The organism is Flavobacterium psychrotolerans, assembly GCF_003097635.1.
GTDB lineage: Bacteria > Bacteroidota > Bacteroidia > Flavobacteriales > Flavobacteriaceae > Flavobacterium > Flavobacterium psychrotolerans.
Window position 1 is genome coordinate 406,457 of the sequence record NZ_QCZI01000001.1, and the last position, 16,863, is coordinate 423,319.

At 35.4% G+C, this 16,863-nt stretch carries 16 protein-coding genes; 8 read left to right on the forward strand and 8 right to left on the reverse strand.

The annotated features are described in order from the left end of the window. Positions 1–131: 131 nt before the first annotated feature. The gene (locus DB895_RS01815) at positions 132–1,697 is read right to left on the reverse strand and encodes an NAD(P)/FAD-dependent oxidoreductase (RefSeq protein ID WP_116723623.1); all 1,566 of its coding nucleotides are present in this window, start codon (positions 1,695–1,697) and stop codon (positions 132–134) included. Between the two features lie 137 nt (positions 1,698–1,834). On the opposite strand from DB895_RS01815, the gene DB895_RS01820 reads away from it, so the two are divergent. Then, on the forward strand, positions 1,835–2,071 hold the full coding sequence (locus DB895_RS01820) for a hypothetical protein (protein ID WP_116723624.1): 237 nt from the start codon (positions 1,835–1,837) through the stop codon (positions 2,069–2,071). A 46-nt stretch (positions 2,072–2,117) separates the two neighbouring features. Here DB895_RS01820 and recQ read toward each other — a convergent pair whose 3' ends face one another. Further along, positions 2,118–4,313, reverse strand: coding sequence for a DNA helicase RecQ (gene recQ, locus DB895_RS01825; RefSeq protein ID WP_116723625.1), 2,196 nt, complete (start codon positions 4,311–4,313; stop codon positions 2,118–2,120). Positions 4,314–4,398: 85 nt separating this feature from the next. Here recQ and DB895_RS01830 point away from each other — a divergent pair, with 85 nt between their 5' ends. The 5 genes from DB895_RS01830 (at position 4,399) to DB895_RS01850 (ending at position 7,599) form a co-directional block, all read left to right on the forward strand. Then, positions 4,399–5,364 carry a KpsF/GutQ family sugar-phosphate isomerase gene (locus DB895_RS01830; RefSeq protein WP_166426917.1) on the forward strand — a complete coding sequence of 322 codons (966 nt, stop codon included), beginning with the start codon at positions 4,399–4,401 and terminating at the stop codon, positions 5,362–5,364. Continuing rightward, complete coding sequence (gene tatC, locus DB895_RS01835; protein ID WP_116723626.1) at positions 5,364–6,176, forward strand: twin-arginine translocase subunit TatC; 813 nt, start codon at positions 5,364–5,366, stop codon at positions 6,174–6,176. The genes DB895_RS01830 and tatC overlap by 1 nt, the downstream gene beginning before the upstream one ends. Further along, entirely contained in the window at positions 6,169–6,516 is a 348-nt protein-coding gene (locus DB895_RS01840) for a carboxymuconolactone decarboxylase family protein (RefSeq protein WP_116723627.1), read from the forward strand. Before tatC ends, DB895_RS01840 begins: the two co-directional genes overlap by 8 nt. Positions 6,517–6,595: 79 nt before the next feature. Continuing rightward, positions 6,596–7,336 carry an LPS export ABC transporter ATP-binding protein gene (gene lptB, locus DB895_RS01845; protein WP_116723628.1) on the forward strand — a complete coding sequence of 247 codons (741 nt, stop codon included), beginning with the start codon at positions 6,596–6,598 and terminating at the stop codon, positions 7,334–7,336. An 89-nt stretch (positions 7,337–7,425) separates the two neighbouring features. Continuing rightward, positions 7,426–7,599, forward strand: coding sequence for a DUF5808 domain-containing protein (locus DB895_RS01850; protein WP_243694611.1), 174 nt, complete (start codon positions 7,426–7,428; stop codon positions 7,597–7,599). A 2-nt stretch (positions 7,600–7,601) separates the two neighbouring features. Here the strand turns inward: DB895_RS01850 and DB895_RS01855 are convergent, their stop codons facing one another. Next, positions 7,602–8,468, reverse strand: a complete 867-nt coding sequence (locus tag DB895_RS01855; RefSeq protein ID WP_116723629.1) for a GH25 family lysozyme — start codon at positions 8,466–8,468, stop codon at positions 7,602–7,604. Between the two features lie 11 nt (positions 8,469–8,479). Continuing rightward, a complete protein-coding gene (locus DB895_RS01860; RefSeq protein ID WP_116723630.1) occupies positions 8,480–9,196 on the reverse strand; it encodes a CDP-alcohol phosphatidyltransferase family protein in 717 nt (238 codons plus the stop codon). A gap of 190 nt (positions 9,197–9,386) precedes the next feature. Between DB895_RS01860 and DB895_RS01865 the strand changes: the two genes are divergently transcribed. Together DB895_RS01865 and DB895_RS01870 are read left to right on the forward strand one after the other, a co-directional pair. Further along, positions 9,387–10,454 (forward strand): putative type IX sorting system protein PorV2, encoded by a 1,068-nt coding sequence (locus tag DB895_RS01865; protein ID WP_449404185.1) that lies wholly within the window; start codon positions 9,387–9,389, stop codon positions 10,452–10,454. A 41-nt stretch (positions 10,455–10,495) separates the two neighbouring features. After that, the gene (locus DB895_RS01870) at positions 10,496–11,620 is read left to right on the forward strand and encodes a lipoprotein N-acyltransferase Lnb domain-containing protein (protein ID WP_116723631.1); all 1,125 of its coding nucleotides are present in this window, start codon (positions 10,496–10,498) and stop codon (positions 11,618–11,620) included. Here DB895_RS01870 and DB895_RS01875 read toward each other — a convergent pair. From DB895_RS01875 to DB895_RS01890, 4 genes are all read right to left on the reverse strand, one after another. Further along, positions 11,614–13,008 carry an exopolysaccharide biosynthesis polyprenyl glycosylphosphotransferase gene (locus DB895_RS01875; protein ID WP_116723632.1) on the reverse strand — a complete coding sequence of 465 codons (1,395 nt, stop codon included), beginning with the start codon at positions 13,006–13,008 and terminating at the stop codon, positions 11,614–11,616. The two genes, DB895_RS01870 and DB895_RS01875, sit on opposite strands and share 7 nt — an antisense overlap. Before the next feature lie 227 nt (positions 13,009–13,235). Further along, positions 13,236–14,582 (reverse strand): O-antigen ligase family protein, encoded by a 1,347-nt coding sequence (locus DB895_RS01880; protein WP_116723633.1) that lies wholly within the window; start codon positions 14,580–14,582, stop codon positions 13,236–13,238. Between the two features lies 1 nt (position 14,583). Continuing rightward, positions 14,584–15,657: a glycosyltransferase gene (locus tag DB895_RS01885; RefSeq protein WP_116723634.1), complete on the reverse strand. Its 1,074-nt coding sequence runs from the start codon at positions 15,655–15,657 to the stop codon at positions 14,584–14,586. Then, positions 15,654–16,772: a glycosyltransferase family 4 protein gene (locus DB895_RS01890; RefSeq protein ID WP_116723635.1), complete on the reverse strand. Its 1,119-nt coding sequence runs from the start codon at positions 16,770–16,772 to the stop codon at positions 15,654–15,656. The genes DB895_RS01885 and DB895_RS01890 overlap by 4 nt, the downstream gene beginning before the upstream one ends. Between the last annotated feature and the right edge of the window lie 91 nt (positions 16,773–16,863).

Here is a 16,863-nt window from a genome sequence, read left to right on the forward strand (position 1 = left end):
AATGTCGCAATTATTTTAACTAATTAAGGTGTTTATTGTATTATAATCAGTTATTATGGATTTTAATGATAATTACACGCAAATCGATTTACCTGATTTTTCTAAAACTACAGCAATTTCATACCCATAAACTATTTTTTTAACAAACATTTTCCAATCATTAGTGCACATTTCTCCCCATCAATGGCTGCCGATATGATTCCTCCTGCATAACCAGCACCTTCACCGCAGGGATAGAGCCCCTTTATTTGCACATGCTCTAAGGTTTCTGGATTTCTGGGGATGCGTACAGGGGAAGATGTTCTCGATTCCGGGGCGTGCAATATGGCCTCATTGGTCAAATACCCACGCATGGATTTTCCAAATTCAGAAAAACCCTCCCTTAATATTTGAGTTAAAAAACCCGGAAATACCTGTCCCATTTCTACGGAGGTCGTCCCGGGAACATAGGACGTTTTAGGGATTTCCGAAGAAATTTTATGCTGCGTAAAATCAATCATACGTTGGGCTGGAACTTTTTGGGTGTCCCCTGCCAAATGCCATGCTTTTTGCTCGATACTTTTCTGAAATTCCATGCCCGCTAAAGCTCCAAATTTAGCAAAGGGTTTAAAATCTTCCAGTTTTAATTCGATAACTATTCCGGAGTTGGCGGTCGCTTGGTCTCGTTTTGAAGGCGACCAGCCATTCGTAACCACTTCCCCGGGACTTGTTGCACAAGGGGCAATTACCCCACCTGGACACATACAAAATGAATACATCCCCCTGCCTCCCACTTGTTTCACAATGGAATATGGTGCGGGAGGTAAATGTTCCCCACGATAGTCACAACTGTACTGGATGCTGTCTATTAAGGATTGTGGATGTTCGGCTCTTACGCCCAAGGCAAAAGGTTTGGCTTCGATAAACACTTTCTTTCTGTCGAGTAATTCAAAAATATCCCGGGCAGAATGTCCTGTGGCAAGAATGATTTTTGAAGCGGAAATCGTATCTCCGTTTTGGGTCACGACTCCTTGTACTTCGTTATTTTTAATGATGATATCGGTCAGGCGTGTTTCAAAAAGAACTTTTCCGCCCATTTCTATGATTTTTTCCCGAATATCCTGAATAATCTCCGGCAATTTATTGGTTCCAATGTGCGGATGCGCTTCAATTAAAATGTCAGGCGAAGCACCGAAAGCGACCAATAATTCCAGAATACGGGTCACATCGCCCCGTTTTTTGGAACGGGTATATAATTTCCCGTCGGAATAAGTCCCCGCACCGCCTTCACCAAAACAATAATTGGAATCTTCATTCACGACATGATTCACATTGATGGCTTTCAAATCCCGTCTACGACCACGAACGTCTTTACCCCGCTCAATGACTATTGGCTTTAAGCCCAATTCAATTAATTGCAAAGCGGCAAAAAGTCCGGCTGGGCCAGCACCAACTATAATTACTTCTTGGGCAGAGGAAACATTTTTATAATCGGGTAATTGGATTTTATTTTCAACAAATTCATCGTCCTGAAAATAAACCAACACTTTTAAATTGATTTTTATGGCTTTTTGGCGTGCATCAATGGATCGTTTGAGAATGGTGACCTGTTTAATTTCCCTTGCGGAAACCTTCATTTGTTTGGACAAATAGTCTTGGAGCAATAATTCGTTTGAAGCAATTTCGGGCGATACTTGAAGGAGAAGTTCTTTAGGCATTTTTTCGTTGATTCGTTGATATGGCTAATCGGTTAATCGAATAACTTTTTCAAAAGGCAAAAATAGTAATTTGAAGTGGATTTGGAAGTTTGTCTTTCGTGAAATAAACGTTGTAATTTTGTCGCTTAAAAATAAAGATGAGAAAAATAAAATTAATATGGGATTTTCGAGGTCCAGCTTCCGCAAAAACGGCAGAACACCACGAAATCCATTTGAAAGAATATATTATTTCAGAAAAATTACCTTTAAATATAACTGGTTTTAAAATATATGACGAAATGCACGCCATTGCCTTTATGGTCGTAACCGATGAAAACATGATTGCGGTTCGGGATGCTTTGAAACCTCATCGAGGGGAGTTGTATGTAGTTTAAAAGTCAAAATAGATTCCCCTAAAACTTTTGGCTTTCAAACTTTGCCCTAATTAGCCACTTCACTGATAAATTTGATTCGCATGAAGCGCAATTCGTCAATGTCGTAATCCCCGTCAAATTCTTTGAGTGCCTGTTCAATATCGTCAGACTCCGATTCCATAAAATAGTCATAAATCTCTTCTTGTTGGTCATCATCCAGCATGTCATCGATCCAATATTTGATATTTAATTTGGTTCCAGAATACACAATCTGCTCCATTTCTTTGATCAAAGCGTCCATATTCATCCCTTTAGCAGAAGCGATATCCTGTAGTGATAATTTTCTGTCGATATTTTGAATGATGTATAATTTATTGGCAGAATTGGCACCAGTTGATTTAACTACCAAGTCATCGGGACGAATGATGTCATTTTCATCTACATAACGACCAATTAATTCCACAAATTCCTTCCCATATTTTTTAGCTTTCCCTTCTCCAACACCATGAATGTTGCCCAACTCATTTAAAGAAATGGGATATTTCAGAGCCATGTCTTCGAGTGAAGGGTCTTGAAAAACCACAAATGGCGGAACGCTCAGTTTTTTAGCCACTTTTTTACGCAAATCACGTAGCATCTTCATCAAAGTCTCATCAGCCGTCCCACTCGATTTTGATGCCGTTACTATAGCTTCGTCCTCGGTTTCATTGTACTCATGGTCTTCGGACATTAGGAATGAAACAGGATTTTTCATGTAATCCAATCCTTTTGGGGTAACTTTTATGATGCCATAGGTTTCAATATCTTTTGACAACAATCCATCGACCAAAACCTGACGAATTAAAGCCATCCAATAGCGTTCTTCAAAATCTTTACCCGTCCCAAAGAAAGGCTGGGTATCAGTTCTGTAAGCTTTAATCATCGCATTTACACGACCAATTAAAGTATAAATTACTTCTTTTGACTTGTATAAATATTTAGTATCCTGAACGGTTTGCAACAATTTCACTACCTGCTTCTGGGCTTCTACCTTCGTTTTTGGGTTGCGGACATTGTCATCCATATCGGCGCCATCACCCGTTTCGCTGTTAAATTCTTCTCCAAAATAATGCAATAGGAATTTTCTTCTGGACATAGACGTTTCCGCATAAGCCACTACCTCCTGCAATAAGGCAAAACCAATTTCTTGTTCTGCTACAGGTTTTCCAGACAAGAATTTTTCTAATTTTTCTACATCTTTATAGGAATAATAGGCCAAGCAATGCCCTTCGCCTCCATCACGACCTCCACGACCGGTTTCCTGATAATAACTTTCTAATGATTTTGGAATGTCATGGTGAATTACAAAACGAACGTCCGGTTTGTCAATCCCCATACCAAAGGCAATCGTAGCCACCACTACGTCCACATCTTCCATAAGAAACATGTCTTGGTGCTTTGCTCTAGTTTTAGCATCCAAACCGGCATGATAAGGCACCGCACTGATTCCGTTTACTTGCAAAACTTCGGCAATGGCCTCCACTTTTTTACGGCTCAAACAATAAATAATTCCCGATTTCCCTTTATGCAATTTAATAAAACGAATGATATCAGATTCAATATTTGTAGTTTTTGTACGTACCTCATAATATAAATTGGGCCTGTTAAATGATGCTTTAAAAGTTGTTGCATCTGACATGTCCAAATTTTTTAAAATATCCTCTTGCACCTTGGGTGTTGCCGTTGCTGTAAGACCAATAACGGGGACATCCCCCAAAAGCTTGATGATGTTTCTCAGGTTTCTGTACTCAGGTCTAAAATCGTGCCCCCATTCTGAAATACAATGCGCTTCATCAATAGCGACAAATGATATAGGGACATTTTGAAGAAAGTTAAGGTATTCCTCTTTGGTCAAAGATTCTGGCGCAACATATAGAAGTTTAGTTAACCCTGAGGTAATATCCTTTTTAACCTGGGCAATTTCAGTTTTTGTAAGTGAGGAATTAAGCACATGAGCAATGCCGTTTTCTGAAGACAAACTTCGAATGGCATCTACTTGATTTTTCATCAAAGCGATTAGTGGCGAAACCACAATGGCCGTTCCGTGCTGAACTAAGGCTGGCAATTGGTAACATAACGACTTTCCTCCTCCTGTTGGCATAATCACGAAAGTGTTCTGCTTGGACAATATGCTTTTTATAACCTGTTCTTGTAATCCTTTAAATTGGCTGAAGCCAAAATATTTTTTTAGTTCCTTGTGTATGTCAATTTCGTTTAAATTCATTCTTTATTAGTGGTATTTTGTATAAATTTGCATTTATAAAGATACAACTTTCTTTTATACTTACAAATTTTATAACATTTCTGTCTTGATAAATAATGAAAATATATTGGCTTCGGCCAAAAAAACTATTTTATCTGAAAGTGACGCAATTGCAAAACTAACTGATTTCCTAGACGAAAGCTTCATTGGAGCCACCCAAACCATCTATAATTGCAAGGGAAGATTGATTGTGACAGGTATAGGAAAAAGCGCCATTATTGCCCAAAAGATTGTGGCAACAATGAATTCTACTGGAACTCCCTCCATGTTTCTTCACGCCTCAGAAGCGATTCATGGTGATTTAGGAATGGTTCAAAACGAGGATGTGGTGATTTGCATTTCAAAAAGTGGCAACAGCCCCGAAATAAAAGTTTTAGTGCCCCTTTTGAAACGTTTTGGCAACCTATTAATTGCTATTACCGGGAACATGACTTCTTTTTTGGCTAAAGGTTCTGATTATGTTTTAAATACTACGGTAGATTCCGAATCCTGTCCGAATAATCTTGCGCCAACTAACAGCACCACGGCACAATTAGTCATGGGTGATGCCATTGCAGTTTGTCTGATGGAGATGAGAAACTTCAAAGCTGAAGATTTCGCGAAATTTCATCCTGGTGGAGCATTAGGAAAAAAGTTATTGCTTCGAGTAAAAGACATGCTGGAGAATTCTTTAAAACCAATGGTCACTCCGGATGCATCCATAAAAAAAGTGATTTTCGAAATTTCAGAAAAACGTCTGGGGGTTACGGCCGTATTAGACAATAATAAAGTCATCGGAATTATCACTGATGGTGATATTAGGAGAATGCTTACCGACAGGGATTCCTTTGCCGATTTAACCGCTAAGGACATTATGACAAAAAATCCAAAAATGATACAATCAACGGATATGGTTATTGATGCATTTAATATTATGGAAGATTTTTCTATCACTCAACTCGTTGTTGTTGATAATGGAGACTACAAAGGAGTACTGCATTTACATGACATTTTAAAAGAAGGAATACTATAATGGCAAAAAAAGAATTAAAGGAAATGTCGTTTCTCGATCATCTTGAAGATTTAAGATGGCTGTTGATTCGGATTACAATTGGTGTTTTAATAATTTCTTGTTTGTCGTATTTTATTATCGATTATATATTTGAAGAAATCATATTCGCCCCAATACATACCAATTTCATTACGTATAAATTATTTTGTGAACTAACAACATATCTTGGGTCGAATGATGGTGGCATGTGCATAAAGGAAATGCCATTCATCATTCAGAGTACGGAAATGGGCGGACAATTTTCCATTTTTATATGGACGTGCATAACTGCCGGTTTTATCCTGGGATTTCCTTATATTTTATGGGAAATCTGGAAATTTATCAGTCCCGCGCTGTATGAAAAAGAAAAGAAAAATGCGGTTTGGTTTATTCTGTCGGCTTCCACACTCTTTTTTCTGGGTGTTTTATTTGGATACTATTTGATTCTTCCGCTATCGGTGAACTTTTTCGGAGGTTTTAATGTGAGTAGTGTTATCAAAAACGAATTCAATGTAGACAATTATATGGGCATGGTTAAAACATCAGTAATTTCATGCGGATTAATTTTTGAGTTGCCCATAATTATTTATTTCCTTACTAAAATAGGTCTTGTAACTGCGCAAACGTTGAGACAATACCGAAGATATTCCGTCGTAATTATTTTAATTGTAGCTGCTATAATTACCCCTCCCGACATTTTAAGTCAAATTATCGTTTCCATCCCATTGTTATTACTGTATGAAATAAGCATTTTAATCGCTGTGCTGGTAAATAAAAAAGAAAAAAATGGCTAATCCAGTAAAAGAATTCAATGAGTATCGTTCTAAAATGAACGCAAAATTATTGGCAGATAACAACAAAATAGTAAAACGAATTTTCAATCTTGATACGAATGCCTACGCAGAGGGAGCTCTTGACGTAAAAACGAAAGAGCTTTTAGGCTTGGTCGCTTCCGCCGTTTTAAGATGTGATGACTGTGTAAAATACCATTTGGAAAATTGTTATAAAGAAGGGATTTCTAAAGAAGAAATGATGGAAGCCATGGGAATTGCGACCCTTGTTGGAGGAACTATCGTGATACCTCATTTGCGCAGAGCCTATGAATTTTGGGAAGCTTTAGAAACTCAAAAATAATTAATCAATTGTTAAACTATTGGTCGTGCATTTCAAATTTCGTTTATTTGTTAAAACCCAATAAACCATTAATCTAAATATGATTTTAAGAGCAGAAAATTTAGTAAAAACATATAAAGGCAGAAGCGTTGTAAAAGGTATTTCAGTAGAAGTGAATCAAGGTGAAATCGTAGGTCTTTTAGGTCCAAATGGCGCCGGAAAAACAACTTCATTTTATATGATTGTAGGATTGGTAAAACCCAATGCGGGGAATATTTATCTGGATGACATGGACATTACCAATTTCCCCATGTACAAAAGAGCCCAACAAGGAATTGGTTATTTAGCCCAGGAAGCATCTGTGTTCAGAAAATTGAGTATTGAGGATAATATCCTGAGTGTATTGCAATTGACCAAATACACCAAGGCGGAACAAATTACCAAAATGGAATCGTTGATTGATGAATTTGGTTTGCAACACATTCGTACCAATCGGGGTGATCTGCTTTCTGGTGGGGAACGTCGTCGTACTGAAATTGCGCGTTGTTTGGCAACTGACCCGAAATTCATACTACTAGACGAACCTTTTGCAGGAGTTGACCCTGTTGCTGTAGAAGACATCCAACGCATTGTGGCTCAGTTAAAAAATAAAAATATTGGTATCCTAATTACCGACCACAACGTCCAGGAAACGCTTGCAATTACCGACAAAACCTATTTGATGTTTGAAGGAGGAATCCTGAAAGCCGGAATTCCGGAAGAATTAGTGGAAGACGAAATGGTACGAAGAGTATATCTGGGTCAGAATTTTGAGTTGAGAAAGAAAAAACTGGAGTTTTAATACCCCAGATAAAACACAACTCATTCCTATGGAAAATCCAAATCAAGAAACACTCGAAAAATGGCATAAAGACCCGAAAAATTGGAAGTTTGGACAATTCTATTACAACAAAAAAGACAAACGGATCTTTCTTTCCTCCAAAGAGAATCAAATGGATGGGATTCACAATCAATTTTGCGAATACAAAATCAGTAATTGGCTTGATTTTATTTTTAATTTTTGTAATTCTGTTGGTTTTGTATGGTCCAACTAAAAAATACTAAGCCTAATTAATTGTCAAATACCCCAACATCTTGGGCGTTCCGTTATAAATGGTAACATCTACATTGCCCTTAATTCCGGAAACGGTGGATTTTTCTGTAAATTGCCAAAAGAGCCAGTCAACCTTAATGTCTTCCACAAAAAAATTATAATTGGCAATCCAGAACGTGTAGTCGCTAAATTCTTCTTTTAGAAAATCATCATAATAGGTGCTGCTGGTATAAATAATAGGTCTTACGTTATAATGGGCATCTATTTTTTCCAACCAACGTTTCAAGCCCACTTTCAAACTATCGATCGATTGATTTTTTGGCAACTTTTCAATATCCAAAACTGGCGGTAAATCTCCTTTTTGCAGGTGCACGTTTTGAATAAAAAGAGTGGCTTGTTCTAATGAATTTTCATTGGGACGATAATAGTGATAGGCGCCACGAATGATTTTATTGTTTTTGGTTCCTACCCAATTTTTTTCAAATTGCAAATCGACTTTGTCTGTTCCGGCTGTGGCCCGAATAAAAACAAATCCTATGGGAAAAGTATTCTCTAAAGTATGGACTTGCTCCCAATTAATTTCCCCTTGGTATTGGGAAACATCAAGACCGGCAACTTTATCTTCATATTTGCTTAAAAGTTGAAAATTACGAACATCCGAAAATCGTTTGTCTTCTTCCCCACTATGCGCAGCCACTTTATGGGATTTGAAACCCAAATAATAGGCCAACCCCTCCCTGTAGTGATAAATTGTACCCACCAATAATAGCACGCAAAAAACAGTCAATACCAGACTTCCTCTCCCCTTCCAGAAAGCAGGCTTCTTTTTAACAGAGGGTTTCCTTTTTACAGGGGTTTTCCTAGTAACGGGTTTTCTCATTCCAAATAGAACTACTTTTTCAGAAATTTATTATTAAGGACCGAAAGGAAAACGTAGGTCACAATCACCAAGGGAATGGCAAGAAATTGGAAGAAAAACAACATCAAAATAGAAAGCGACAGAAACACAACTTGAATGGTATTGTCCGAAAAATTGAATTTTTTAATTTTCAAAGAAAACAACGGGATTTCGGCATTCAAAATGTACCCACTAAACAAGGTGATTAGTAACAAAAACCATTGATTCGTCAAGGCTTCAATGACAAACAAAGAGTCGGTATTTTGCAAAACCAAAGGTAAACTTATGATGAATAAAGTATTGGCCGGCGTTGGCAAGCCAATAAAAGAATCGGTTTGTCTGGTATCAATATTAAAATTAGCCAACCGATAACAGGAACCTAAAGCAATGATAAATCCCAAATAAGGAAAAATTTGCAAATAACTGGTTTCCTGAGAAGTGAAATTGGTAAGCATCAATTGGTACATTACAGCACCAGGAACGATACCGCTGGTAATCATATCAGCAAGGGAATCCAATTGCAATCCCAACGGGCTGGAAACCTTAAACAATCGGGCAAAAAAGCCATCAAAAAAATCAAGAAAAATACCCAAACTTACAAAGGTAAAAGCCATCTCAAAATGGCGATGAAAAACAAAAACTAAAGCAATACATCCGCAGAAAAGGTTCAAAAGGGTTATCGTGTTTGGAATTTGTGCTTTAATATTCATTTTATATGTGTTTAGCTATTCAATTTGACAAATTTAATACAATAAGTTAAAGAGATGCACGTTTTTTATTGGAGTTTTATATTTGACTGTTCCTTTTTGACTTTTATTCGCTTCTGAAAGAAACAACCTCAGTAAAAAAGTATATTTTTGTTGAAAAAAGAAAAAGACTTCCTTGTAAAAATTAAACACCTTGAGAAAAATTCTTTTAATTACACTTTTTATCATCAGCTCTTTTTCTAATGCTCAAGTGGCTAGGAAATATTCCAATGAATTCATGAATATTGGGGTAGATGCAGCCTCATTAGGAATGGCTAATGCCGTTACCGCAAGCACAAACGACGTGAATTCTGGTTATTGGAATCCCGCGGGAATAACTTTGCTTAAGGACAAGCAAGTTGCCATTATGCATGCCAGTTATTTTGCCAATATTGCCCAATATGATTATGCTGCCTATGCAACCCCGATAGACGATGAAAGCGCTTGGGGAATTTCCATGATTAGGTTTGGTGTTGATGATATCTTGAATACCACCGAATTAATTGATTCACAAGGAAATATTGACTACAATAGAATCAGTAAATTTTCTACTGCCGATTATGGGTTTACTTTTTCCTACGCCCGAAAAATAAAAATCACTGGATTACATTATGGTGTAAACGCAAAAATTATTCGAAGAATCATCGGTAAATTTGCCAATTCATGGGGTTTCGGAATTGATGCTGGATTGCAATATGAACGAAACAATTGGAAATTTGGATTGATGCTTCGGGATATTACGACTACATATAATATTTGGAATATTAACGAATCGGAATATGCTAAAATTCAAAATGCCATTCCGGGACAAAATCAAGATTTACCGGAAAGTACCGAAATCACTTTACCTAAGGCTCAATTAGGAATGTCAAAAAAATTCGAGTTTCATAACGACATGAGTCTTTTGGCTTGTGCCAATTTGAATATGGAATTTGCCAGAACCCATGATGTAATTGCATCCAATTTTGTTAGTATGGCTCCTGCATTGGGATTTGAATTTGGCTATACTGATTTGGTATTTCTAAGAACGGGATTTGGAAATTTCCAAAATACAACCCAATTGGACAGTACAAGAAAATTAAGTTTCCAACCAAATATCGGAGTGGGGTTTAAATACAAAGGCATCCAAATTGACTATGCATTGACCGATTTAGGAAATCAAAGTGCGGCTTTGTATTCAAATATTTTCTCGGCAAAGGTGGATTTGAGTATTTTTAGATAATAAGCATTCACTTCTAAAACCTATAAATTTCAATAAAAAAGATGCTTAGATCAGTACTCAAAAAGACTTCTCTCTTCATACTATTCTTTTCTTCTATAGCGAGTTACTCGCAATACTACAAACTTTCTGACAAGTCAAAAGTCAGCATTTTAACTTGCGGAAGTGGAGAAGAACTCTATTCGATTTACGGACATACCGCAATTCGGGTGCTGGATTCCATAAACGGAATCGATGTGGTCTATAATTATGGGAATTTTGATTTTGGCACCCCTAATTTTTATCCGAAATTTGTAAAAGGGGATTTGCAATATTTTGCATCAGCCAGTTCCTTTCAGGATTTCATTAGTGACTATGTTTATGACAACAGGGACGTTTTTGAACAAAATCTCCTTATTTCATTAGACCAAAAACAAAGATTATTTGATGAAATAAATGCGTCATTGTATTCTGACGAAAAATTTTATACCTACAAGTTTATAGATAAAAACTGTACGACGATGGTTTTGAATAAAGTAAATGCTGTTTTTGGAAGTACAGTCGTCACAAAAAAATTGAATATAGATGTAAGTTACAGAACGGTTTTGTATTCCTATCTTGACAACCACTTCTTTGAAAACTTAGGAATCAACATCATTTTCGGAAAAAAAACCGATGCACCAGCCACAAAACTTTTTCTTCCAAAGGAATTGATGGACAATCTCAAGATTTCAAGATTCAACAACAAGCCTATCGTTGAAGAAGTGTTGGTTTTGAATAAAAAAAACCCAGAAAAAGTACCCGTTTCCTATTGGAACAATTTTTATTTTTTTAGTTTTTTGCTTTTGATAATTTTAGTTTTGAATAGGAAAGTCATTCATTTAGTGTACTTTTCTATATTGGGAAGTATGGGAGTATTTTTAACGCTCGTGGGGTTTTATTCGCTTCATCATGAAGTTTCCCAAAACTATAATATTTTGCTATTTAATCCGAGCTTGTTGTTGTTAGTCTATTCTAATATCAGGAAAAAAAATAAATGGATCGTGAACTTATCCTACTTTAATATGGCATCATTAGCAGTATATCTTGTGGTAATCGTTACAAAAGTAGATTTCATTATGATGCTGCCCCTTATATTGGTTTCAGGTGTGATTTTATCAAAATTCGCTATACAATCTAAAAGCTATTGACCTCTATAAAACAAAATGGTACTAAAAGTCTTGAAGATAATATCAATATCTAAAAAAACACTTCGGTGTTTAATGTAATACAAATCATATTGCAGTTTTATCAAACTGTCGTCAATCGTTTCTCCATAGGAATAATTTACTTGAGCCCAACCTGTCAAACCCGGCTTAATAACATGACGTGTTTCATAAAAAGGCATTAACTCCGCAATTTCATTAACAAATACTGGTCGCTCTGGTCTTGGTCCAATAACTGCCATTTCTCCTTTTAAAATATTGATGAACTGTGGAAACTCATCAATTCTTGATTTCCTTAAAAATTTTCCAAACGAGGTAATTCTGGAATCATTAATTGTGGTAAAAACGGCTCCGCCAGATTCCGCATTGGCGCCCATACTCCTAAATTTTAAAATTTTGAAAGTTTTACCGTTTTTCCCAATCCGATCTTGGGTATAAAATAATTTCCCTCTATTGCCTAATGCGTTTCCTAATAAAATTAAAGGACTTAAAACAAACCCAAGAGACAATCCTAACAATGAAATCAATATTTCTAGAATCCGGACAAACAACAAGTATAAATGATTTTGGTTGCTTCTGCTAAAAGGAAAATAGCGATAAAAATCCCTTGACACATATTGCACCGGGATTCGTTGTGTAATATTTTCATAAACTTGGGTATATTCCCTAATGATATAACCGTTTTCTAGTAAATGAATGAGTTGATTGTAGAGGTTAACTGTGATTCCATCCGTTTTTTGGGATGCAATAACCACTTCTGAAACTGAATTCTCAACAACAAATCGTTCCAACTCATCAATGGCAATATTTTCTAAATAATCTTTATCTATCTTTTCATTTTGATTGCTATCAGAATTAATATAACCCATAACCTTATAATGTGGATCTACGCTTTCAAGACCTTTAACTAATTCTTCCACTTGATCCCTATCACAAATGAGAATTACTTTTTTCATAAATCGGTGCGTTGCCAGAAATCTGACATAAAATAAACGCCATGTAAATAATGCAATATAGATAGCAATATAAAAAAAGACAATTTGTATTCTGTTATTAGGCAATACTGGCGTGTAAATTGGCGTAAGAAGATAAATTAACACTGTCGTGGACGAAGTCAATACGACACTTTTTATGGATTGATATTGATTGCTTGCCACTTGAAGGTTGTACATTTCAAAAACGGTTCCAAACACATTAAGGTAAATTCCTAAAACTATTGTCCAATAATAATTTGTTGCTGAAATGTCAAAATAATTGAAATTAAAAATTTCACCAACAAAATAGAGTGCAAACAAAACGGAAAGCACGTCAAAAACCCTTAAAAGAATTTTTCTTTCCGAAATCTCGAAATGTATTTTTTTATTGATAACCATTTTAAATTTGACTCATCTTTGGAGCTCGCAATTTAGTAAAATAAAAACATTTTTATCTAAATATTGGTATCATTTGTATTTATATTAAATCACAATCAAATAGTGATACTAAATTTAAAGTGTTCAGTCCCAATTTTTTATAATTATTGGACTTTGATAGCATTTTTAGTACTTAGAATTATCCCAAAGTACCTATATTACATGGACAGTAAAAGTGTACCAAAAGTTTATTCACTATGCATGATGGACTTTTCTTCATTAAATGCCACTTTTAAAAGCGATAATGAATATATAAATGCAGGAGCAGCAAGACGCATCGCCGCATGATTTATAGTCATTATCCAGAATAATATAAAACATAATAAGTAAACATTATTATTATTGTCCATATATAAAACCAAAGGCGTTGCAAAAAGGATAATCAGCCCTAAAACACCAAATGCGCCATGCTCGGCTAACATTCTGGTGATCTCATTGTGGGAAAGTGCTGACTCTCCTGTCCTTTCTTGTAGCAAATCTGATGCCTTTCCGACTCCAACACCAAAAATCGGATTTTGGATAAACGTTATAATTTCTTCTCTCGCCAATTCTCCTCTTCCGGTAAACCTATCTTTTTTAACTCTTCCTGAAGCATCTTCGTTAGCATACCGTTTCTCAATCAAACCACCTGTTTGGTTAGAGGTGTAAAGCCAAATTCCAATCATGGCTAAAGCTATAATTACCAAAAAATAATTCATCTTAACCCTCCCTTTGGAATTAATCTTAAAATAAGTGACTATAATAATAATAATAATCATAAAAAAACCGGTCATCATTCCGCCACGCGAAAAGGTTATCAATCCCCTATAACTAATATTAAATGCAATTATTAAATTAATTACGAAAAGCTCTTTTGACCCAGAAAAGAAAATTAACCGAGAGACAAATATGAACATCCCCAAGCCTAAAATTGTCGCCACCTGATTTGGACCAAAGCCTCCCGAAGTTTGATAATTAGAACCTGTCCCGGTAAGGACCTCCCTAACACTTGGTGTATAAAGCGCTAGATATACAACTGTTGTTATTATAGGCAATCCCACGAGTAACAAAATCTCATTTATTTGCTTAAAAGTAACTTTTCGTGTGTAAGTATACAAGGAACATATTGCTAGACAGAGCGGTCCTGACGTGTTAAAAGATATTTTATTTTGTACATCAACAGTGTATTTTAACGAATAGGTTGCTATAAAAACTCCTGGTATCAACAATAGCAAAAAAATCCAGTAGGCCGCTGCATCTTTTGAAATACCTTTATGATACATGCCAATTAACATAAAAATAACGATGCCGTATTTCGAAAATTCGTAATTAATATTGCCACCTGTCATCCTTAATACTGCTTCACTACCCACAATATAGGCTGAGGCATACAAAACCTCATTGTTTTTGTTTTGTGAATTAACAACAAATAAAATCCCACCCAAAACAATGGAATATCCATAAATTTTGGGAAAGAAGGGAATGTAAAACATTGCCAAACCAAGCACTACATGCAGAAGGATTAAGAATATGTATCTTTTTTCTGATTCCTTCATCTTATATATTTTTTAACCATTCTAAATATTCTTTGAGCACTGCTTGTTCTGAATTATTTTTCATCACAGTTTCATGAAGTGCTTCCCCAAATTTGAATCTTAAATCAGAATTTTTAATTAATGCAACTACTGATTTATAAAACAACTCTTCATTTTCCGATGGAACTATAAAACCGTTTTTACCATCGTGTATAATCAATGGAATCTCACCAACATCAGTAACTACAACTGGCTTTTTATTTAAACCATATTCCAATAATGCAACAGGTAATCCTTCGGAAACAGAAGTCAAAACACAAACAGTGGCTTGTTTAATAATATGAGCCGTATCATCTCTTAAACCGTAAATATATACAGTTTCATTAAGATCATTAGCTTTAATAGTCTCTTTTAGTTGTTTAGAATATTCATCGTGGAGATCTTTTCCAACTAAATGAAAAGTCCAATCAGGATACTCTTTTTTTATTTTAATGGCTCCTTTTAAGAGTAAACTATGATTTTTTGGATATCTTAAGTTTGCTAAACATAAAATTCTTTTACCTTCTTTACCTTTTAAAAAGGTGATTTCACTTTCAGAATCGCTAAACAATGTAAAGTTTGGCAGATATAAAACTTTTTTAAAATTTAAAGTATTCAAACACCACTTTTCTAATGTATGATCAACAACAATAATTCCGTTAAAAAAAAAGGAACAAAACCATAACAATTTATTTTGTTTTAACTTTTCATCACTTCTAGCACCAGTATGGTCATGCCAAATAATTTTGATTTTTGGATAAACTAGCTTTAATAAAAAAGAAATAAAATAGGAGGTTCCATGTGCATGAATGTATTCAATTTTATATTTTTTACAATAGGATTTTAAATTAAAGACGGCTACTAAATCGATGGCGTTTCTTTTATTCAAAAATAAATAACCAACCTCTTTGTCAATTTTACTTTTCAAATTCCCTTCGCTTCTTGTTGACACCAATCCTGAAAAAGTAATTTCTTTGGAAAGTACATTGGCGTAATTGACAGCCATTTGCTCTGCACCACCAACTTCCAGTGAATCAATAATTTGAACTATCCTCATGAATTCAATAATCCTTTAATTTCATTTTCAAACAAATCTAAGGTATATTTTCTAGACCAAAGAATACTTTTTAGAACTTTAGCATTATAATCTCCCTGATCTTTCAAAACAGCTATGATCTGCTCTACATCTGCGTCCAAATTTATCTCTAAAAACAATCCCCTACTTCCATTATCCAGCATATACCCCAAACAGGAAACTTTGGTCGTAATGGGATAACAGCCCCAAAACATGGCTTCGGCCACCACTTTGGGCCAGCCTTCACTTTCTGAAGGCAAAAGTAAAAAATGACACTCTTTATACGCTTCTCGAACCACGGCTTCCGTTTGATTTCCTTTAAAGTCTACAACGGCATTCAACTGATTTGTGTCACAGTAGTTTTGCAGGACTTCTTTTTCTTTCCCTTCACCAAAAAAATCTAGTGAAACATTATATCCAAGTTGCGTTAATTTTTCAATGATCTGAATGGCATACAAAGGCCTTTTCCCTTCGGAAAGGGTTCCTACATACAAAAAATATATGCTGTCATTTAATATTCTAGGAACTACCTCAACCTTATCTTCCTCTCTGTAAGTTGCCGTGAAAAAAGGCTTTATATTTTTAGAACTACCTTCCCATTCCCCGTAAACTAAGGCTTGCATATTTTTTGTAAGTAGAGTATTGTTTAAAATCCATTTTTGAATGCGATAGCTAAAAGGTTGTGCAGAATTCGGATCCCAATTCCCTGCGTATTTAGCCGTTTTAGCTTTTCTAGGGAATAAAATTTGGATGAAACATCCTAACAACCCTATATTTCCTGGGCATCGCAAATGGATGTGATCTGCATTTTTCATTGCATTATAGATGTTCCAACATGTTTTTGGTGTATACCAAACTGACCTTAAAATTGCCTTAAGCCCCAATAAATCCATTTTGGGAATGGAAACAAATTGTATGTTTTTGTGCTCGTAATTGAGGTGTATCGCTGAATCATCTCCTTTTTCTAAGGAAGCGACAAGAATAACTTCATCAACATATTTCAACCAAATATTCATCTCACGAACATAAGGTGCGTAAGCAAAAAATTGATTTTCTTTTAGTCCGTGAGGAACATGAGTTATGATACAAAAAGTCATTTTATATTAAGATTACCCGTTGGGTGTAATTAAATTGTTTGATTTTTAATATTGTTTATTGGCCTGTCAAATATGAATTTATTGATGTATT